Source organism: Arthrobacter sp. efr-133-R2A-120 (genome assembly GCF_030209835.1).
GTDB lineage: Bacteria > Actinomycetota > Actinomycetes > Actinomycetales > Micrococcaceae > Arthrobacter.
In genome coordinates, this window is record NZ_JARVRF010000030.1 from 1 (window position 1) to 19,307 (window position 19,307).

At 64.6% G+C, this 19,307-nt stretch carries 18 protein-coding genes; 4 read left to right on the top strand and 14 right to left on the bottom strand.

Annotated features, from left to right (window positions below; all coding sequences use genetic code 11):
- Window positions 1–100 precede the first annotated feature (100 nt).
- The 5 genes from QRN52_RS14790 to QRN52_RS14810 form a co-directional block, all read right to left on the bottom strand.
- Window positions 101–1,018: an ABC transporter substrate-binding protein gene (locus QRN52_RS14790; RefSeq protein ID WP_284753631.1), complete on the bottom strand. Its 918-nt coding sequence runs from the start codon at window positions 1,016–1,018 to the stop codon at window positions 101–103.
- Between the two features lie 120 nt (window positions 1,019–1,138).
- Entirely contained in the window at window positions 1,139–1,867 is a 729-nt protein-coding gene (locus QRN52_RS14795) for an ABC transporter permease (protein ID WP_284753633.1), read from the bottom strand.
- Entirely contained in the window at window positions 1,864–2,514 is a 651-nt protein-coding gene (locus tag QRN52_RS14800) for an ABC transporter permease (protein ID WP_059389395.1), read from the bottom strand. Before QRN52_RS14800 ends, QRN52_RS14795 begins: the two co-directional genes overlap by 4 nt.
- On the bottom strand, window positions 2,511–3,617 hold the full coding sequence (locus QRN52_RS14805) for an ABC transporter ATP-binding protein (RefSeq protein ID WP_284753634.1): 1,107 nt from the start codon (window positions 3,615–3,617) through the stop codon (window positions 2,511–2,513). Before QRN52_RS14805 ends, QRN52_RS14800 begins: the two co-directional genes overlap by 4 nt.
- Window positions 3,614–4,345 (bottom strand): IclR family transcriptional regulator, encoded by a 732-nt coding sequence (locus QRN52_RS14810; RefSeq protein ID WP_284753635.1) that lies wholly within the window; start codon window positions 4,343–4,345, stop codon window positions 3,614–3,616. The genes QRN52_RS14805 and QRN52_RS14810 overlap by 4 nt, the downstream gene beginning before the upstream one ends.
- Window positions 4,346–4,546: 201 nt before the next feature.
- Between QRN52_RS14810 and QRN52_RS14815 the strand changes: the two genes are divergently transcribed.
- Together QRN52_RS14815 and QRN52_RS14820 are read left to right on the top strand one after the other, a co-directional pair.
- Window positions 4,547–5,746 (top strand): allantoate amidohydrolase, encoded by a 1,200-nt coding sequence (locus QRN52_RS14815; RefSeq protein ID WP_284753636.1) that lies wholly within the window; start codon window positions 4,547–4,549, stop codon window positions 5,744–5,746.
- Complete coding sequence (locus QRN52_RS14820; protein ID WP_284753637.1) at window positions 5,743–7,101, top strand: formimidoylglutamate deiminase; 1,359 nt, start codon at window positions 5,743–5,745, stop codon at window positions 7,099–7,101. The genes QRN52_RS14815 and QRN52_RS14820 overlap by 4 nt, the downstream gene beginning before the upstream one ends.
- Before the next feature lie 322 nt (window positions 7,102–7,423).
- On the opposite strand, the gene QRN52_RS14825 is transcribed toward QRN52_RS14820, so the two are convergent.
- Window positions 7,424–7,681, bottom strand: a complete 258-nt coding sequence (locus tag QRN52_RS14825; RefSeq protein WP_284753638.1) for an aminotransferase class V-fold PLP-dependent enzyme — start codon at window positions 7,679–7,681, stop codon at window positions 7,424–7,426.
- A 142-nt stretch (window positions 7,682–7,823) separates the two neighbouring features.
- On the opposite strand from QRN52_RS14825, the gene QRN52_RS14830 reads away from it, so the two are divergent.
- Window positions 7,824–8,570: an HpcH/HpaI aldolase family protein gene (locus QRN52_RS14830; RefSeq protein ID WP_284753639.1), complete on the top strand. Its 747-nt coding sequence runs from the start codon at window positions 7,824–7,826 to the stop codon at window positions 8,568–8,570.
- A 10-nt stretch (window positions 8,571–8,580) separates the two neighbouring features.
- On the opposite strand, the gene QRN52_RS14835 is transcribed toward QRN52_RS14830, so the two are convergent.
- The 8 genes from QRN52_RS14835 to QRN52_RS14870 form a co-directional block, all read right to left on the bottom strand.
- Window positions 8,581–9,300, bottom strand: a complete 720-nt coding sequence (locus QRN52_RS14835; protein ID WP_284753640.1) for an aspartate/glutamate racemase family protein — start codon at window positions 9,298–9,300, stop codon at window positions 8,581–8,583.
- 124 nt (window positions 9,301–9,424) lie between these two features.
- Window positions 9,425–10,984: a helix-turn-helix domain-containing protein gene (locus QRN52_RS14840; RefSeq protein WP_284753641.1), complete on the bottom strand. Its 1,560-nt coding sequence runs from the start codon at window positions 10,982–10,984 to the stop codon at window positions 9,425–9,427.
- Complete coding sequence (locus QRN52_RS14845; RefSeq protein ID WP_284753642.1) at window positions 10,981–12,030, bottom strand: DUF917 domain-containing protein; 1,050 nt, start codon at window positions 12,028–12,030, stop codon at window positions 10,981–10,983. Before QRN52_RS14845 ends, QRN52_RS14840 begins: the two co-directional genes overlap by 4 nt.
- A 71-nt stretch (window positions 12,031–12,101) precedes the next feature.
- A complete protein-coding gene (locus QRN52_RS14850) occupies window positions 12,102–13,169 on the bottom strand; it encodes an S-methyl thiohydantoin desulfurase family protein (RefSeq protein ID WP_284753643.1) in 1,068 nt (355 codons plus the stop codon).
- The gene (locus QRN52_RS14855; RefSeq protein WP_284753758.1) at window positions 13,162–14,721 is read right to left on the bottom strand and encodes a hydantoinase/oxoprolinase N-terminal domain-containing protein; all 1,560 of its coding nucleotides are present in this window, start codon (window positions 14,719–14,721) and stop codon (window positions 13,162–13,164) included. Before QRN52_RS14855 ends, QRN52_RS14850 begins: the two co-directional genes overlap by 8 nt.
- Before the next feature lie 63 nt (window positions 14,722–14,784).
- On the bottom strand, window positions 14,785–16,128 hold the full coding sequence (locus QRN52_RS14860) for a purine-cytosine permease family protein (protein ID WP_284753644.1): 1,344 nt from the start codon (window positions 16,126–16,128) through the stop codon (window positions 14,785–14,787).
- A 360-nt stretch (window positions 16,129–16,488) separates the two neighbouring features.
- Entirely contained in the window at window positions 16,489–16,962 is a 474-nt protein-coding gene (locus QRN52_RS14865) for a sensor histidine kinase (RefSeq protein ID WP_284753645.1), read from the bottom strand.
- Between the two features lie 230 nt (window positions 16,963–17,192).
- The gene (locus QRN52_RS14870; protein WP_284753646.1) at window positions 17,193–18,029 is read right to left on the bottom strand and encodes an alpha/beta fold hydrolase; all 837 of its coding nucleotides are present in this window, start codon (window positions 18,027–18,029) and stop codon (window positions 17,193–17,195) included.
- A 175-nt stretch (window positions 18,030–18,204) separates the two neighbouring features.
- On the opposite strand from QRN52_RS14870, the gene QRN52_RS14875 reads away from it, so the two are divergent.
- On the top strand, window positions 18,205–19,245 hold the full coding sequence (locus QRN52_RS14875; RefSeq protein ID WP_284753647.1) for an LLM class flavin-dependent oxidoreductase: 1,041 nt from the start codon (window positions 18,205–18,207) through the stop codon (window positions 19,243–19,245).
- The last annotated feature ends 62 nt before the right edge of the window (window positions 19,246–19,307 follow it).

Here is a 19,307-nt window from a genome sequence, read left to right on the forward strand (position 1 = left end):
TGCCGCGCGCGGCCTTGACCGGACGAGCTCCGGTAGTGAAATCGGCGGGTGCCATTCTTCGTACTCCTTAGTCTTCTGGACTAGTTGCTTCTTGCTCGAACTAGGCCAGGTTCTTGGATTTGAGCCAGTCCTGGGCGATTTGTCCCATGTCCTCGAACTTGGCGGTCCTGCCGTTCATCTGGATCAGGTCATCGGTGGTCAACGCTGCAGACACCTTGTCCAGCACGCTCTTGACGGTGTCCGTGGACTTCTTCTGGTTGATGAGGGGGACGATGTTCTCGGACAGGAACAGGTTCTTGTTGTCATCCAGGGCAACCAGGTTGTTGGCGGCGATTGCCGGATCGGTGCTGAAGAGATCGGCAACCTGTACCTGACCGGAAAGGAGGGCGTTCAGCGTCAGCGGACCGCCGGCGTCGAGCGCTGAGAAGTCCTTGAAGTCGAGGTTGTAGACAGACTTCAGGCCGGCGACACCGTTGATACGGGTCTTCCACTCCGGCGGGCCGCCCAGGACCAGGTCCTTGGCAGCAGGCTGGAGGTCGCTGATGGACTTGAGGTTGTACTTGTCGGCAGTTTCCTTCTTGATGGCCAGGACGTCCTTGTCCTGTGCCTTGGATGCCGTCAGCTGGGTCAGTCCGGAAGGGATCTTGGTGCTCAGCTCTTTGGTGACTTCATCCGGGGTGACCGCTTTGGTGGCTGCGTCAAGATACTGCAGCAGGGCTCCGCCGTATTCCGGCATGAGGTCGATGGAACCGTCCTTCAGCGCCGGGATGGTGACTTCGCGGCTGCCGATGCTGGGCTTTTCGGTGACCTTGACGCCCTTGGCCTTGAGGGCCTCGGCGTAGATCTTCGCGATGAGCTGGCTTTCCGGGAAATCAGCGGAACCCACGATGATGCTGTCCGTGGAACCCGCGGCCTGGGAGTTGTTGTTGGAGGAGCTCATGGGATCCCCACCGCCACAAGCGCTCAGGGCGATGGCGGTGGCTGCCGCGAGGGCGAAGCCGCTCAGGTACTTTTTCATGTCAATTCTCTCTGGGGAGGGCCGTTGCAAAGGCATGCGGTGGCCAAGTGGGGGTGGATTGGGTGGTGTTGCCGCCGCGGGACGAGGGCGCCCGACGACGGATGAAGCGGGGGGAGATGCCTAGGCCGCGACGGGGGTTTTCACGGTGTCGGTCGCAGCGGTCGGGGCGGCCGCCTTGACGGTGCGCCGGGTCAGTCCGGGTGAGACGACCCTGCGGGTGATGAAGGCGAGCAATTGGTCGAAGAACAGGGCCAGCAGCGCAACCAGCACGGCGCCGGCAACCATCTGGCTGTAGTCGTTCTGGGCTTTGCCGTCGATGAGCAGCCGTCCGAGGCCGCCGAGCGAAATGTACGCGGCGATGGTCGCTGTCGAGATGATCTGCAGCAGTGCGCTGCGGACGCCGGACAGCATGAGCGGGAGTGAGCAGGGGAGCTGGATGTCCGTGAGGATTTTCATGGTGCGGAAGCCCATGCCCTTGGCGGCGTCGACGGCGGCAGCATCCACAGCGCGGACGCCGGCGTAGGTGTTGGTCAGGATGGGTGGGACCGCGAGGAGCACGAGGACGATGAGGCTCGGCAGGATGTAGCCCATTTTGGACGGGAACGCGGGCGAGATCAGCAGGACCAACAGGATCAGCAGGCCCACGCTGGGGAGGGCACGGAGGGCGTTGGCCAGGCCTGCGATCATGAAGACGCCCTTGCCGGTGACCCCGATGTAGATGCCGAGTGGAACCGCGATGATGGCCGCGACCGCCAGGGCGATGAGGGAGTAGAGCAGGTGCTCCCCGATGAGGGTGGGGATGCCGTCGGCGCCGCTCCAGTGCGCGGGATTGAACAAGTAGTTGATCATGATGCCACCACCTTGGGGGTCCACGGTGTCAGCCACCGGTTGAGGAGGATGATCAGTCCGTCGAGGATCATGGCCAGGACCACACAGAGGATGATGCCGGCGATGATCGGGGTGAAGAACCGCAACTGGAAGCCTTGGGTGAAGAGCGAGCCGAGCTGCGGGATGCCTAGCAACGCTGCCACGGAAACGAGGCTCACGTTGGAGACCGCCGCGACACGGAGTCCGGCACTGATGACGGGGACGCCCACGGGTAGTTCCACTTTCACCAGGCTTTGGTAGCCGCGGTAGCCCATGGCCTTGGCGGCTTGGACCGTGTCTTCCGGCACGGAATCCAAGGCATCGGCCACCACGCGTACGAGCAATGCGACGGTGTAGATGGTCAGGGCCGCCACGATGTTGAGGGGGTCCAGGATCTTGGTGCCAAGGACCAGCGGCAACAGGACGAACAGGGCGAGGGAAGGGACCGTGTACAGCAGGCCTGCCACGCCCACCAGAAGGGGGTAGATCCGGCGGCTGCGGTGCGCCCACCAGCCGAGCGGCAGCGCGATGAGTAGTCCCAGGATGAGGGGAGTGACGGCGAGCAGCACGTGCCAACCGAGGAGGAAGACGATGTTGTCGGACTGACGGCCGAGCCATTCAAAGTTCATCGCGCCGTCTCCAAGTGCGGCTCGGCCTCGATCGCCTTGACGACGTCGGTGGCCGTCACTGTGCCGATGAGCTCGCCGTGTTCATTGACGACGACGCCACGCCGGCTGGGGGAGGAAAGCGCCGCGTCGAGCAATTGGCGCATGGTCCCGGACGATGATGCGGAGGTGCCGCTGAGGTTGAGGTGCTCCCTCTTGAGTTCGCCCTTAATGAGATCGGCTTGCGCCCAGCCGAGCGGTTTCCGGCCGCCGTCGACCACGAGCACCCAGGCTCCCGTGGCCTTGCTCTGTGCCTCGGCCGCGGAGGCGCCGATCGTGACCACTGCTTCCTCCGAAACGGTTACCGTACCCGCCGAGTTGGTGAACCCGAGGGAACGGTAGCCACGGTCACGTCCCACGAAGTCGGCCACGAATTCGTCAGCCGGGGAGGTCAGCAGCTCCGACGGCGTCGCCATCTGGGCGAGTTTTCCGCCGACGCGCATCACGGCCACCTGGTCGCCGAGCTTGAGGGCCTCGTCGATGTCGTGGGTGACCATGATGATGGTCTTGCCGATCTCGCGCTGCAGCCGGAGGAACTCCTCCTGGAGCTGTGCCCGGACCACGGGGTCAACGGCACTGAAGGGTTCGTCCATGAGCATGAAGGCCGGATCCGAAGCTAGGGCCCGGGCCACGCCGACGCGCTGCTGCTGTCCGCCGGAAAGTTGCCACGGGTAGCGCTTTGCGAAGCTCGCGGGAAGGCCGACGCGCTCCATGAGTTCGAGGGCTTTCATGCGGGCCTTCTGCCTGCTCTCGCCGAGCAGAACGGGCATGGTGGCCACGTTGTCGATAATGGTGCGGTGCGGAAAGAGGCCTGCGTGCTGGATGACGTAGCCGATCCGGCGGCGCAGGAGCGCCGCGTCCATGCCCGACGTCGGCTGGTCATCAAGGTAGATGGTTCCGCTGGTGGGTTCGATGAGGCGGTTGATCATCCTCAGTGAAGTTGTTTTGCCACAACCGGACGGGCCAACCAGGATGGTCAACTTGCCGGTGGGCGCCTCGAGGTTCAGGCCATCGACGGCGACCGTCCCATCGGGGTACGCCTTGGTGACATTTTCGAACTTGATCATTTCTTTTCCATGCTTTCCTGGGGCACTTCATGGTTTCCGGAGGGTTCCACGAGGATGTTGTTCGCCACCCTCGCCAGTTCCTCGCCAAATGTCTGGGCCTTCGCTTCGCCCAAGCGGTAGCTCGGTGCGACGATGCTGAGGGCTGCCACGGTGCGGCCGCCGATCACGATAGGTGCGGCGACGGCCGTAATGTCGTCTTCTACGCCGCTTCGCACGATGGCGAAGCCGCGGCCGTTTTGTCCGCCAGTCAGGACCTTTCCGGCGGCGGATCCTTCCAGCGGAATGCTCCTGCCGACCCAGCTGGTGTGTCGGACAGAGTGGGTACCTTCGACAATGGCGATGTAGATTCCGGTTTCCCCAGGACCGGGAATGCTCAAATAGCAGGACTCGCCCGTGTCGGCCACCAGCCTCTTCATATGCGGTGTGCATAGAGACACGAGGGATTCCTGACCCAGCGCGAGTGCTCCCAACTGGATCACACTGGCGCCGGGCCGGAAGTTTCCGCTCGGATCCCGCTTCACGAATCCGCTGCCCTCCAGTGTGCGGAGGAGGCGGAGTGCGGTGCTGGCCGACAAGTCGACAACGCGTGCTGCGTCGCTCAAGCTGATGGCGCCATCGGTGCAGACCGCGCTCAGGAGGGCCAACGCCCTTTCGACCGTCCGGGTGGAAGAGTCTGCTGCCACTGGCTGACCTGCTTTCAAGTGGTCTGAATCACCATGTCTTGCCACTTAGTAAAAATCAACTTTCATCGAATGGCAATAGATTTCGAGAAATTACCTGAGATTCCGGGATTTGAGACGCTCAGTGGGAACAAGCCGTTTCGGCGGTGTTTCAGGCCTGTTAATTGTCATGCTTCTACGCTCAAGGTCTTGTCATTGGGTGACATGTGGTTTTTACTTGGTGGCAGTCTTCATTAATCGGAGGAACACGTGGAAACCGTCAATCAGCTCCTTGACTCAATCAAGGGCGTGGGCCGCGATGCGGTTCGCGGAGGATACTCCAGGGCCGTCTACTCGACACCCGAGCTCGACCTCAGGCACTGGTTCATCGAACAGGCCCAGCAGCGCGGCCTCGGCGTCGAGACCGACCGCAACGGCATTATCTGGGCCTGGTGGGGAAAGCCCCAGGACGGTGCGCTCGTTACCGGCAGCCACCTCGATTCCGTCCCGGGCGGGGGCGCCTTTGACGGGCCGCTTGGCGTCGCGTCCGCACTCGCCGCCGTCGACATACTTAATTCCCGCGGTCTTGAGCCTGGACGTTCCCTGGCCATCACGGTCTTCCCGGAAGAAGAAGGATCCCGCTTTGGCGTGGCCTGCTTGGGCTCGCGGCTCCTGACCGGTGCCATCGACGTCGACAAGGCGCTGAACCTGCGCGACGTCGACGGCAACACCTTCGCCGACGTCGCGCGCGGTAACGGCCTGGATCCCCGGCACGTTGGTCCCGACCCGGAAACCATGGCTCGAATCGGCGACTTCGTCGAACTGCATGTGGAACAGGGAAAGGGGCTCGGCCAAGGCGGCCCGGCCATCGCCGTCGGAAGCTCGATCCTGGGCCACGGCCGCTGGAAGCTGAGTGTCAGCGGCCAAGGCAACCACGCCGGGACCACGCTCATGGCCGACCGCGCCGATCCCATGGTCGCGGCCGCGCAGATCGTCGTTGCCGTCCGCGACACCGCGGCGAAGCAGCCGGATGCGCGGGCCACGGTCGGCCGCTTGACCCCGGTACCGGGAGGCACCAACGTGATTGCCTCCCGGGTCGATCTGTGGCTCGACGCCCGCCATCCCGACGACGCCGTCACGGCGCAACTGATCGAATCGATTTACCGCGTGGCCCGGGAAATCGCGGCAGGTGAGGGGTGCACTGTCAGCCTCACCGAGGAGTCCTACAGCGACACCGTGCACTTCGATCCCGAGCTGAGCCGACGCGTTGGCGAACTCCTGCCGGGCGCGCCGGTGCTGGCAACCGGCGCAGGGCACGACGCCGGAGTCTTGGCTGGACATGTCCCCTCGGCGATGCTTTTCGTCCGCAACCCGAGCGGAATTTCGCACTCCCCGGAAGAATACGTCGCTGACGAGGATGCTTCAGCCGGCGCCGTTGCCCTCGCCGACGTTCTGGAGGGACTCCTGTGAGTGGGATCTGGTGTGAATCGGCGCTATTGAACGTCGACGGCGGTTCTGTCGGGGGCGGCGCGGCTGTCGCCACCGGTGTTCGGCTGGAAGTGCACGAGGGCCGCATCTCCGGGATCTCTACCGGGGTCCAGCCCGAAGCCGCTGACCGGATATTGAACGGGGTCGTCTTCCCCGCCGCGGCCAACGCCCATTCGCACGCTTTTCACCGGATCCTGCGCGGACGGACGCATGACGGGCGCGGTGACTTCTGGGTGTGGCGGGAGCAAATGTACCGGAGCGCTGCGGAACTGACACCGGAGAAATACGAGAAGCTCGCCACGGCAGTCTTCACGGAAATGGTGGTCTCGGGCTTCAGCAGCGTGGCGGAGTTCCACTATGTCCACCACCAGCCGGAAGGAACGCCGTACCCGGAGCCGCACGCGATGGAACTGGCGTTGGCCAGGGCAGCCGTGGCGGCCGGGATCCGCCTGACATTGCTGGACACCCTGTATCTCGCGGGAGGGATCGGGACGCCGCTCAGTCCGGAACAGGCACGGTTTGGCGATGCCGATGCCCAAGCCTGGCTGGACCGGCTCGCCTCGTTGCGGGCCGAGGTGGCTCGGACTTTCCCGCCGGACAGGGTGAGCGTGGGAGCCGCACTGCATTCCGTCCGCGGCGTACCGGAGGAGGCTCTCAAGACTGTCGCACAGCAATTGCGTGCGGACATCCCGCTGCACATCCACCTCAGCGAACAACCGGCGGAGAACGAGGCCTGCCTGCAGGCTTACGGTGTCACACCGGCCGGACTTCTTGCCCGGCATGGCCTACTGTCCGGGCGGCTTTCCGCCGTCCACGCGACCCACCTGACGCCGGACGACATCCAGCTCCTCGGGGATGCGGGATCTACTGTGGTGATGTGTCCCAGCACTGAGGCCGATCTCGCCGATGGCATCGGGCCGGCACGCGCATTGTCCGACGCCGGCTCCACCATCGCCCTGGGCACGGACCAACACGCGGTGATTGATCCCTGGGTTGAAATGCGCACCTTGGAACACGGGGAACGCCTAGGTTCGGGTCAGCGGGGCAGGTTCTCACCCCAGGAACTGCTCCGTGCCGCTACGGTTGGTGCGGCGGCATCCATGGGCACACCCGTGGCATCGGCATTGGAAGTCGGCGCAATCTGCGACCTGATGGCCGTGGCACCGGACTCGGTTCGAACCGCGGGCTCCATGCCGCAACAGTTCGCGTTCAGTGCGACGGCGAGCGACGTCACCGCCGTCGTCATAGCTGGCGAACTCGTGGCTTCGAACGGAGCCCATGTTCGACTCGGGTCTCCGGGGAGCCTGCTGACCGAGGCGTTGAAGGAGTTTTCCTAGGGGGCTTTCCTTAGGTGATATGAAGGGACTCCTTGGCCTGACTCGCTCACCCAAGACGCTCGCTCACTTATGTGGTTGTTTTCCGGATCCCTCGCTCACATCTAGTGAGCGAGGGATCCCGGAATTGGGCCTGTATGTGAGGGGGCGTCTTGGGTGAAGGAGTTCTCCTAGGGGGGGCTTCCTTGGGTTCAGCGCGCCCGAGTGTCACGCTTAGCAGGTTTTTGGAGGCGCGGCACCCTGTTCGGCCCGGAATTCCGGGGCGGACGGACGCCGGAATTGCCGAAAAGTTGCGTGGCGTGACCGAAAGCGGTCGCCCGGGAACCTACGGCGCCAGCTCCTCGACCCCGCCGAGCAGCCGAGCCACGTCCGCCACGGCCCGCCGCGCCTCGGCGACCAACCGGTCCGCCCGACGGCTGGCCGGAAATTCTCCATGTGCATTGCCGAGCCCTTTTCGGTAAGCATCCGAAACGGCATCGATCACGGAATCCGGGAGCTGCGTACCGCCTGCGCCGTCCAAGAAGGCGGTTCCGTCGGAGAAGGCGGGGTACTGCTTACGAATGAGAGAGATATCGAGCGTCATGGAGTTACGCTCTGGTCTCGTTGTTGTGACTATGACGGGCGGAATGCCTAGTTTCTTGGCCCAGAGTGGGCGGGCTGCCCAAGGGGCCCGTCGCGTTCCTGGCGTAGATTTGGCTCGGTTACCCCTGATCAGGAGAAAAACGATGATCCCTGCCAATACACCGCACACGAACAACCGCCTTGGCGCTTGGCTCACTTTTCTGGATGCGCACGGCGTGGAAGCCTTGTCCGGCAGTGGATTCGACTGGATCGGCATCGACTTGCAACACGGCACCGCCACCCTGGACGGACTTCCCGGTTTGCTCCGCGCTTGCGAACTCAACCGAACGCCTGCTTTGGTGCGGACGTCCGGGCACAGCGCGGCGGAGATCGGCCGTGCCCTCGACGCCGGAGCCGCCGGCGTTGTAGTCCCCATGGTCGAGTCCGCGGCCCAAGCCGCGGCGATCGCGGCCGCCTGCACCTTTCCGCCAGAGGGTGTCCGCAGTTCCGGGGCCTCACGATCTGCCATCGCGGCGCCTTCGCCGCTGCAGCCCGAAGGGAAAGTGCTGTGCCTGGCCATGATCGAGAGCGCCGCGGGGCTGGCCAATGCCGGGGCAATCGCCCAGGCAGACGGCATCGACGGGATCTTCGTGGGTCCCTACGATTTGGCCCTGTCCCTCGGCGCCGATGGGGTCACGGATCCGAAGACCCTTGACGCGATCGGCCATGTTCTGGCGGTGGCGCGGAATCATGGGAAGCTGACGGGCGCGTTCAGTGGCTCAGCCGAGTTGAGCGGTGCGTTGCGCGACGCCGATCTGCTGGCTGTCGACTCGGATCTCGCCTTCCTGAGGTCCGGGGCCGAAGCCAAACTGGCGGCCACCCGTGCGGCACTTTCGACCGCACGGCAATAGGCTCACCGACTCACACGCTGCGGGCCTTCACGGGCGGACGCATGTACGTGGTTCGGCTTGGCCGGACGCCCAGCCGGACGCTGCTTTCGAGCCAGGTGACAGCGGCACCGGTGGGATCCACCACCGGTACGTACGTGCCGTTCTCTTCGAGCCGGCGCTGGAGTGCAGCAGCCACCCCAAGCATCCCGGTGCAACCAAGCACAATAACATCGGCCTCGCCCTTGTCCACGGCCTCGGAGGCCTGCGCATGGAGGCGGTCCAGGAGCAGTTCGTGGTCCTCCAGACCAAGCACCGGCAAGTCCACAACGCGGATGCAGCCGATCCGCTCGCTCAAGCCGTACCGCCGGGTGAGGCTGCGCAGCATCGGCAAGACGTTGGGAAGCACGGTGACGATGCCGACCCTTTCGCCCAAGCTCAATGCGTGGAGGACTGCCGGTTCGAAGCCGCCGACCACCGGGTAGTCCGCAATTTCCCGCGCCGCGTGCACCCCCGGATCGCCGAAGCAGGTAACAAACACGGCATCGACGCCGTCGCTGCTTGCCTCGTCGATCCGGTCGAGGATGCCCGGTGCGGCGAGGGCTTCGTCGTACTCGGACTCGATGCTTGCTGTTCCGCGGGCGAGGGCGACCACGTCGAAAGTCGTCCCGGGTGAAACCCAAGCGGCGATCTCAGCCCCGACCGACTCGGCAAAGGTGTCGCCGATGACGGGGACTATGACTCGAAGATGCATGACAGATCCTCCTGTAGGGGTACATGTGCTGGCAACACTAGGTCCCCCGTTCACAACCCGGAACGGGCAGCGAGCACTGCGAATACGGGATGACTGTGCGGGTTGCCCTGAACTGTCGGAACCCTTAACCGTGCTCGGTCTCGATGCTGCGGCAGGCCAATTGAAGTGCAAGCCGCTGGTTGGGATCATCCAGGTCCACGCCCAGGCGCTCGCGGAGACGGTGCAGGCGTGCCGTGACGGTGTTGCGGTGTAGGCCCAGAACGATGCTCGTGGTGGACACCGAGCCCCCGGCCTCGAGGTAGGCCTGCAAGGTGCGTAGGAGTTGGCCGCCGTCCACGCCTTTGAGCGGGGCCAACGCGGTCTCGGCGAAGGCCCTCAGGATCTCGGACTCCTGCCACGCGGCCAAGAGCCTCGCGACGCCCAGCTCATCGATGTGTTCGGCCGCAGGACGGTATTCGTGGGTTCTCGCCAATGTTGCGGCGTCGCGGGCCTCCAGGAGGCTGCTGACCAGCCCTCCGGGTCCGTGATGAACGCGCCCCACTCCGGCCACCACCTCCCAGTGTGCGGGCAGCTGGGCCAGCATGAGGCGCACCGAACGCAGGACCCGGCGGCCATCCGACGACGGCGGTTCGGTGGCGCTGCTGATCCAAACTGTCCACCCATCACCGCGGTCCACCACGGGTCCCATGAGCTTTTGGGCCTCAAGGGCGTTCCGAAGCTTCCTCATCGACGTGACCGGATCATCCCGCAAAGGATCCGGCACCCTCGCGGTCCGGACCAAATGAATTCCCACGTGCCAGTCCTGGAGCCGCCAACCTGCGGACAGCGCGCGTTCCACGACGTCTTGGCTGACCACGCCTTGCCCAGCGATCAGGTCCGCGAGAAGGCGGCCGTGGAACACGGAATCCCTTTCGGCTGCTACCCGCTGGCTAATGAGCCATGCTCGGACATAAGGTTCGGCCACCGCCAGGGCACTGGCGGTGGCAATGCGCTGGTGTTCGTCGCTGCCGGCAGTGTAGGACGCGAGCCATGCGGCGGCCTGGGTGGGGCCTGGCTCGGTCACGGGATGGATCAGGATCTGTCCGTCGGCGGAGGGATCGCTGTGCTGCGGGACGGCCAGGTCCAGCCTGAGCGTGGAAGGCAGGCTGATGGGTTCGCCGTGGATCGCACTCCCGTCCGATGAGAGCAACCAGACCGATTGGGACAACGCCAAGCCCAACGCGGCCAGAATGTCCTCTGCCGTTGTCTTAGTGCTGAGGCGGCGGACGACGTCCTCGATGAGCCTGGCCCTCTGCACTTCCGGTGCACGGACCCGGATGGTGAGCCGGTGGAGCAGTTCCACGAGGTCGGCCCCCACAACCGACAGCACTGGAATGCCAAGACGGTCGGCAAGGCGGAGGGTGGAGAGCAGGGGTGGTTGTTCCTCGGAGGCGATCAGCAGGGCGGCAACGCCAGCCGATTCGGCCCGCCGGACGAGGGCCTCCAAGCGGTAGGACGGCGTCACCGCTGCCGCGGCGCACACCATGAGGTGACCGTTCGCCGTCGTCGGGAGCTCCCCGCTGTACCAGCTCAAGTCCCGGACGGGACGATCGATTCCTTGCCTGCCGGCGACGACGGCGGCACCGGCGAGCACCGTTTCGGTGAGGAGATCCCGCACGCTGACCGGAGCGTACCCGGCGGTCATCGGGTGGCCTCCGGCTGGCCGGCGTCGATCCCGAAAGCGGTGAGTCCGATCAGCTCTTCAGCGCCGTCCGGCCAACCCGGAATCGACGAAAGGCGGAGCAGGGCGATGGATTGTCCCGAACGGAGCCTGTCCGGCGGAACGGGAACAAAGGTCACGGGGTCCAGCACAGCCAGGACGTCGGGCGCGGACGCGCGGGAGACGCCGTCGATGGCCACGTTCAGGTATTCGTCGAGCATGTCCAGCCTCAGGATGTGCCCGGCTGAGCGGTCCGTGACCGTGAGGCTGCCGGGGACTTCGCCGCGGCGGGGCCGGATCTCGTCCACCCTGCCCTCGCACAGCAGCTCGCCACCCAGCCGCTTGGCGAGGTCCGAAACACTACGCCCCGCCGAAGCGGCGAGGGCCCGGCCGAGCGCGAGGCATTTGCTCACCGAACCGGGCAGGCCAAGTGCTGCCAAAGTGTCGGCCCGGCAGGGGTAGAGAGCCACTGCTGCGGCACCACCAAGGGCGGCGACGTTGGCGCGCATGATCCGGTCCGCCGCATCGATGGAAGCGGATTCGATAATGACGGAGTCTCCCGCGGGCCCAACCACTGCCATAGGCGTGGCCGGGTGGCCTGCGGCGGCGAGGGTTGTCTGGCTGATCCGGGGGAAAGCCCGGCCCATGAGGTCGCCGTCCACCACGGGAAGCCCGAGCACTTGCGCGGCAACCAAAGGGATGAGTGCGTTCAACCCGCCGATTTCGATCACGCCAATGGCCCCAACGCGTTGCCGCAGGGCACCTGCCAGCGCGGTAACAGCGTTGGCAAAGTCTTCCCCGCCCGGTGGCCGCTCCGCGACGACGTCCGGCGCACCGGCGAGCCCGACATGGACCACCACCGTGTCCGGAGGCAAATCACCGGCCGCTACCAGACGGGCGCGCCCTCCGCCTTGGAGCACATGCCGCAAAAGCCGGGATCCGACGGCGGCATCCCCGCCGCCGCCGGACCCCAGCAGACCTGCTCCCGCGGCCAGCGCGGATACGTCGTCCACGCCCAGATAGCGTTCCACCGGTACTCGTTGCCTCACGGCAGAGCTGGCACGGGATAGATCCTCATGGTGATCATTGTGGCACGGGCGATTCAGCCGATCGGCATGTACTCGTGGTGGTAGCCGAAGTAGCCAGGTCCCACCAGTTCGAGCGCAGCATCGGTGCGCCAGCGGGGGTCGCACGGGGCAGCGAGGACCGTGACACGGACACCGTAGCGGAGCATCTCCGTGGTGACTGGCTCGCCGGAATCCGTGTCCAGCACACAGATGAGATCCGGGACGCTGGCCACCACTTCGCCGTCGCGCCGCGCCACGAGGTGTTCGTTCTGGAAGGCGAGTTCGAAGCGCGATCCCAGGTACTCGCCAACGCCATCCAAGTGTGCCTCGCCTCGTGCGAAACCGGCCTCCGTCCTGCGCTGGATGTCCACGATCTTGCCGGTGAACAGCTTCTTGCCGCGCAGCAGCTCCGTGGCCACCGCGACGGGATCCCGGTGCTGCTCGCGGGCTTCTCGGATGCCGGTTCCCAGCCGTTCGCACAAGGTGATGGTTCCGGGAACCATGAGCTCCTTGATTTGCTTACCGGTCAAGACATACAGGCTGACCGCGGCGGTGCAGCCCATCTCGATAGCTACGGCGCGGGCCAAGCGTTCGGCCCAGGCATTGTCGACGGTCTGCAGGGTAATCGCATTTCCGCGTTCGTCCGCCATGGTCATGGGGCTTGCGTGGACTCCGCTGAGTGTCGGCAGGACCATTTGAAGTTCCGGGAAGGCGCGCCCCATGGCGTCAGCATCAACTAGCGGCAAACCCAGTTCCGCCGCGGCAATAAAGGGAGTCACGGAGTTCAGGCCGCCAGCCTCGATGGAGACGGTGTGGGTGACGCGCTTGCCGATCAGCTGCTCGACGGCGCGCAGCGCGTTAGTGGCTTCGTCGCCCGCCGGCATCTTCTCCAGCATCACGGTGGGGGCACCCATGAGCGCAACGGGGACTACGACGGCGTCGTCCGGCAACTCGTCGACGTCGAGCAGGGTCACCGGACCGTGCTGGCGCAGTGCCTGTTCGGCCAGAAGACGGCCCACGTACGGATCGCCGCCGCCCCCCGTGCCCAGCACCGCCGCACCGCGGGCGATGTCCGACATTTGGGTTTCGTCAATTTCACGCATTGTTGCCTCCAAGAGCCAGGTTGCCGACTGCCTTGACCCGGATGCGCGTAGCGTTGCCGGGCAAGTACGCTAAGGGAACTTCTTCGATGTCCACGATCGAGACCGAATCGGGGCGTGCGCCGGCCGCGATGGCACGGTCAGTGGCTTCCTGCCGCGCGGCGTCGAGCACTGAATCGCGGCTGCCGGGATCCACAGAGAAGACCCGGTCCACTTCGCCGCCCACTTGCGCGATGGCGGCGCCGATCGCATTGGCAACGGAACCATGCTCGGGCCGCAGCACTGCCGAGGCGCCGGCCAGGTTGTCCGGAACCAGGAAGCCGCCGCCGCCGACCACCACCACGGGCACAGGTTCGGCCGAGGTCCGCATGCGGTCAACGGTTTCAGCCGTCCGCGTAGCGATGCTTTCCAGGGAGGCCCGCACCATTGCGGGGTCAAGCCCTGCGACGCGGTCGTTGTCACCGAGTTGGATCAGGCCAGCGGCTGCGGCAACGTCGGTGGCCGTCAGAGTATCTCCGCCGAACAGCAAGGCACGTTCGGTCAACGCGTAGCCGACGCTGCCTGGGCCTACCTCGACCCTTCCGTCGAGCGAGCGGACCAAACTGCCACCGCCAATTCCAATGGACAGCACATCAGGCATGCGGAAGTTCGTCTGTACCCCGGCGACCGCGACGTCGGTGGAGGCCTCGCGCGGGAAGCCAGACTGGAGGATGCCGACGTCGGTGGTGGTGCCGCCGACGTCGACCACCGCGCAGTCCTGCTCTCCGGAAAGGAACGCGGCCCCGCGCATCGAGTTGGTGGGGCCGGACGCGAACGTGGCCACGGGGTACCTGCGGGCGTAGTCGATGTCCATCAGGGTGCCATCGTTCTGGCTGAGGTATACGGGAGCGCTGATGCCCGCTTCGGCAACGGTGCGGCTCAGGCCCGAGGTGACGTGATCGGCGAGGTCGCGGAGTGCCGCGTTGATGATGGTGGCATTCTCACGGCCGAGCAGGCCCATCCGTCCGATCTCGTGGGAGAGGCTGACGGACAGCTCCGGGTATTCGCTGTCCACGATCTGTGCTGCCCGCAGCTCGAACTCGGCATTGATGGGGGAAAACACCGAGGACACGGCGATGGAGCGGGCCCCTGCATCCGCGACCTTGTCCAGGACTTCCCGGAACTCGCGCTCGTCGAAGGGGCTGATCTGGCGACCGTCGTACTCGTGGCCGCCGTGGCAGAGGTAGCTGTGTCCGCCGAGGACATCCACCAAGCGGCGCGGCCAGTCCACCAGGGGCGGCAGAGCCCGGGTGGCCGGAAGTCCGAAGCGGATGGCCGCCGTCGGGGTTAGGTTCTTGCCCTCCACGAGCGCGTTGATGAAGTGCGTCGTGCCGATCATGACGGCGGCCACGTCGCCGGGATCGAAACTGGCCGCTTCTCGGAGTTGCCGCAGGGCGCTGACGATTCCGCTGGTGACATCTTCGGTGGTGTGGGTCTTGGTGGCAGCCAGGACGCTGCTGCCATTCATGAGGACGGCGTCGGTATTGGTGCCGCCGACGTCTATGCCGATGCGCATCATGGTTGATTCTCCTTTGATTTCGGGTTCAGGGGCAGCCGGGTTCGGCGTCAGGGTGTGGCCCTAGGAGGCGGCAGGTTCCGGGACGGAGGCGGGTTCGTGGTCCGGGTAGGTCTTGGTGCTGCCGATGCCCCGGATCAGGCCAAGTCGCCCTGCGACGGCGTAGAGGATGAAGGCGATGAAGAGGGAATTGATGGACGGCAGTCCCCAAGCCACGAAGTATCCGATGACGGAGGCGAGCACCCAGATCACGATCGTGGCGGGTACCCAGGCGGGAGCATGCTCAGGCAAACGGCCGAGCTTGCGGCTGGATTCCAGTTCAGGGCGCCATTTCCGGACCACGAAATACTCGGCCACCATGATGCCCGCGATGGGTGGGAAGACCACGCCGAGAAGGATAAGGAAGTCCGTGAAGTGTCCCAGGATTCCGGCAGCGCCCAAAACCGTACCGATGAGGCCGACCGTGAGGGTGACGGCACCGCGGTGCAGTTTGCGTTTCATGGTGCGGTCGGCAAAGTTGACGATGCCCAAGGAGGCCGCGTAGAGGTTCCAGTCGTTGATCTTGAGCGTCGCGGTGATGACGATCAGTGTGCCGATGAAGCCCGATGTCGATGTGACGATCGCTACGACGTCGTTGGTCTTGAGTGCCAACGCCAGGAGGACACCGATGAGGCCGATGACGTACTCGCCCAGGGTGATGCCGAGGACGGTCTGCTTGACCACGTCCTTGGCGGAGCAGTTGAAGCGGGACATGTCCGGCGTAATGACCGCGCCAACGATGAAACCGCCCGCCACGATCGTGGTGCCTTGGATCAGTGTGAGTGTGGGTCCTCCGGGTGATGCCGTGAGGAGGTCGCCCAGGCTGTGCTTGGACAATTCGGCAATGATGGACCAGCCCGCGAGCAGGAGGAAGGCCGGTACTGCGACGTACGCGGTCCAGGCCATGGAAGCCATGCCGAACATGACGATCAGGGTGACCAGCACGCCGAATATCAAGGCCCATGCCCACGCGGGCAGGACTCCGACGAGGTTGGCCAACCCTTGCGCGGAGACGGCGTTCTGGATGCCGAACCAGCCGATGGCACTCAGGCTGATGGCGATGCCGATCAGCGATGAACCGGCTCCGCCGAAGCCGGTCCATCGGGCGAGTACCGACGTCGACAGGCCTTCGCGCTGTCCAGCGATACCAGTGAAGATGGTGACGATTTCGAGGATGACCGAGCCGAGAGTGATGGCGAGGACGGCGCTCCAGAAGTCCATGCCGAAGCCGAGGGTGGCGCCCAGCAGGAAGCTCGCCAGGGAACTGAGCTGGCCGAAGCGCTGGGTCGCTACGGAGAACCAGTGAAAGCGTGCGGATGCGGGAACCCGTTCAAGTGCATAGTCATCGTGGCCGACTGCTGTTGCCATCGGGACCTCCAAGGATTGTGGGTTGGGGAGGTCTTCAAGATATGCCGGAATGTGGGACGCATCACGGGGCGTGATGCCCTGTTTACGAACGGTAACAGGGCATCATGCATTTTCCTGTCACCCAAGACGCTCGCTCACCTTTGGGGTTGTTTTTCGAAACCGTCGCTCACATCTAGTGAGCGAGGGATCCCGGGATTGGCCATATATGTGAGCGAGGGTCGGGCGGAACGGCGGCACAAATGAGCGAGGGTCGGGTGGAACGGCCCTATATGTGAGCGGGCGTTCGGGGCGGGCGCTACTTCAGCAGCGCCGAAACCGACGACGGCGGCTGCCCGCCGCCGTCGTCGGCTGGACCTAACGTCAGTCGAGCGGCAGGGTGACGGTTACGCAGGTTCCGTTGCCCGGACTGGAGACCATGGAGACCTCGCCGCCCACTTCGCTGACGGCTATGGACATGAGGCGGAGGCCGAATCCGTGGTGTGCTCCGGTGGGCGTTGCCTCGCTGTCGAAGCCGGCGCCGTTGTCCGTGACTGTCAGCCGGATCCCGTGGTAGACGGCGGCGAGCCGGACGGTGATGTCGTGGGCGTGCGCATACTTGAAGGCGTTGCTGAGGACTTCCTTGGCGGCGTGGTAGAGCAAGGAAGCGGAGTCGGACGAGATTTCGACGCCATGGTGCGGCGTCTCCCAGTGGATTTCGGTCCCTTGGCGGCGGAGCGGAGCGGCCAGGCGGTCGATGCAGCCGGCGAGCCCCAAAGAGTGGAAGTCAACGGGTTGCTGATCGGTGATCACGCCGTTGATGGCGGTGACTTCGTCCAGGGCTGTTGTTGTCTTCATGGCCGGTCCTGCTCCCCTTGCAGCTTTGGTGCTTTCGCCGGCGGGTGGTCCGCCTGTGCTTGCATTAAGACTGGACCCGAGGAGTTAAGGTTCCCGCGATATTCGCTCAGTTTCGTCCTAATTTTTTGTCAGGAATCTTCCAAGTTCCGCACAGGCGAAATGAGGACGACGACGGCGGGGGCCCTCCCGCCGTCGTCGTCCTCCTCGTCCTCGTCGCCCTCTGGGTCGCGCTACTTCGCGAGGAAGCCGAGCAAGGCCTGGTTGACCTCGGCACCATGCGTCCACAGCAAGCCGTGCGGGGCGCCGTCGATCTCCACATACTCGGCGCTGGGGAGCGCTTCGGCGAACTTCCGGCCGGCGACGTCGATGGGGAGGATGTTGTCCGCGGTGCCGTGCACGATCAAAGCAGGCACGTCGATCTTGGGGATGTCGGCCCTGAAATCCGTGAGCCACGTGGGCTGTGCCGCCACTGAGGCATAGGCGCCTGACTGGGCTGCCAGGTTCCAACTGGCTCGCACTGATTCCTCGCTCAAGCGGTGCGTTCCGAGGAAGGTGGAGGCGTTGTAGAAGTTGTTGAAGAATTCGGTGAAGAAGGCGTAGCGATCGGAAATGACGGCTTCGGAAAGTCCGTCGAACACGGACTGCGGGACGCCTCCAGGGTTGTCCGCGGTCTGCAGGAGGAACGGCTCCAAGGAAGCCAGGAATACGGCCTTCGCCACTCGGGCGGAGCCGTACGTGCCGAGGTAGCGGGCCACCTCGCCGGTACCCATCGAGAAGCCCACAAGTACGGCGTCGTTGACATCGAGGGTGTTCAGCACGGTGTTCAGGTCCGCGGCGAAGGTGTCGTAGTCGTAGCCCACGGTCGGCTTACTGGACTTTCCGAAGCCGCGGCGGTCGTAAGTGATGACGCGGTAGCCGGCGTCGAGCAGTGCGGCGGTCTGCTTCTCCCAGGACGAACCATCCAGGGGATAGCCGTGGATGAGGACCACTGCCTGGCCGGTCCCGTGGTCCTCGTAGTAAATCTCTATCTCGGTGCTGTTTTCATTTCCGACGGTGATGTATGCCATGACTACGGTCCTTTCGTAGCGGATCTTGCCGAGTGTTTCCAGCCTACTGTCCGGGTACGACGGCGGCACGCCCTGCGCCATCAAGACGCTCGCTCACGTATGTGGGGGTTGCGGCGGACCCTCGCTCACTAACGGCTTCGGGAATGAATCCAAATACTTGAATGTTCAATTAATTATGGATTTTGGAATCTTCACTTTCGGTGAGCTATCCCGCGACATCAAGGCCGGAGTCTCCCTGTCACCGCACCAGCGGGTCAAGGACATCATTGAGCTGGCGAAGCTCGCCGAGCAGGCGGGACTATCGTTCCTGGGCCTGGGAGAGCATCATCGGCACGATTTCGCCCTCTCTGCCCCCGAAATGGTGCTCGCGGCCATCGCTCGGGAAACCACCAACCTGCGGCTGGGCACCGCCGTCACGGTTCTCTCCACCCAGGACCCTGTCCGGCTCTTCGAGCAGTTCTCCACGCTGGATCTAATTTCGGGCGGGCGGGCAGAGATCATTGCCGGCCGTGGCGCCTTTGTGGAGTCGTACTCGTTGTTTGGCCACAGATTGGAGGACTATGACGAGCTGTTCGAAGAGAAGCTGAACATGCTGCTCGCGCTGCGTGACAACGACAACCTTCGCTGGGAGGGAAGCCTGACCCAAACCGTCTGCGGGATGGACATAGCGCCCCGTCCGATCCAGGAAAAGTTGCCCATCTGGGTGGGCGTGGGCGGTACTCCGCAGAGTTTCGTCCGGGCGGGGCGGTTGGGCCTGCCGCTGTTTATCGCTCTGCTGTCCGGGCCGGCACGATTCCGCCGGCTCGTGGAACTGTACCGGGAGACCGCCGAAAACGCGGGACACGATGCTGCCGCCCTGCCGGTCGGTGCTGGGGGCCATTTCTATGTGGCGCCGACGTCGCAGCAGGCCAGGGACACCTTCTACCCCTACTATCGCGCCTACTTCGAGCAGAACATGCCCCGGCCAGTTGACCATTTCCCGCGAAACACCTTCGATGAATGGACCGAACCGGGTGGCGGCCTGCTTGTGGGAAGCCCCCAACAGCTCGTCGAAAAGCTACTGGAAATTCATAACGCCCTCGGTAACACGCGGTATCTGGCTCAGGTCGGTCTCGGCGGCTTGCCTTTCTCTGAGACGGCGCGGTCCATCGAGCTCCTGGCTACCGAAATCATCCCTGCAGTGAATCGCGAGATCGGCGTTGCTCTTGCGCGGTAAACCCCATGATCTGAGCGAGGGTTGGGGAAAGAGGCCCCATAGCTGAGCGAGGGTTGCACCTG

Bases quoted from the DNA above. Each gene is read 5' to 3' on its own strand.
- QRN52_RS14790 (WP_284753631.1), bottom strand. From the start codon at position 1,018: ATGAAAAAGTACCTGAGCGGCTTCGCCCTCGCGGCAGCCACCGCCATC.
- QRN52_RS14795 (WP_284753633.1), bottom strand. From the start codon at position 1,867: ATGATCAACTACTTGTTCAATCCCGCGCACTGGAGCGGCGCCGACGGC.
- QRN52_RS14800 (WP_059389395.1), bottom strand. From the start codon at position 2,514: ATGAACTTTGAATGGCTCGGCCGTCAGTCCGACAACATCGTCTTCCTC.
- QRN52_RS14805 (WP_284753634.1), bottom strand. From the start codon at position 3,617: ATGATCAAGTTCGAAAATGTCACCAAGGCGTACCCCGATGGGACGGTC.
- QRN52_RS14825 (WP_284753638.1), bottom strand. From the start codon at position 7,681: ATGACGCTCGATATCTCTCTCATTCGTAAGCAGTACCCCGCCTTCTCC.
- QRN52_RS14830 (WP_284753639.1), top strand. From the start codon at position 7,824: ATGATCCCTGCCAATACACCGCACACGAACAACCGCCTTGGCGCTTGG.
- QRN52_RS14835 (WP_284753640.1), bottom strand. From the start codon at position 9,300: ATGCATCTTCGAGTCATAGTCCCCGTCATCGGCGACACCTTTGCCGAG.
- QRN52_RS14840 (WP_284753641.1), bottom strand. From the start codon at position 10,984: ATGACCGCCGGGTACGCTCCGGTCAGCGTGCGGGATCTCCTCACCGAA.
- QRN52_RS14850 (WP_284753643.1), bottom strand. From the start codon at position 13,169: ATGCGTGAAATTGACGAAACCCAAATGTCGGACATCGCCCGCGGTGCG.
- QRN52_RS14855 (WP_284753758.1), bottom strand. From the start codon at position 14,721: ATGCGCATCGGCATAGACGTCGGCGGCACCAATACCGACGCCGTCCTC.
- QRN52_RS14860 (WP_284753644.1), bottom strand. From the start codon at position 16,128: ATGGCAACAGCAGTCGGCCACGATGACTATGCACTTGAACGGGTTCCC.
- QRN52_RS14865 (WP_284753645.1), bottom strand. From the start codon at position 16,962: ATGAAGACAACAACAGCCCTGGACGAAGTCACCGCCATCAACGGCGTG.
- QRN52_RS14870 (WP_284753646.1), bottom strand. From the start codon at position 18,029: ATGGCATACATCACCGTCGGAAATGAAAACAGCACCGAGATAGAGATT.
- QRN52_RS14875 (WP_284753647.1), top strand. From the start codon at position 18,205: ATGGATTTTGGAATCTTCACTTTCGGTGAGCTATCCCGCGACATCAAG.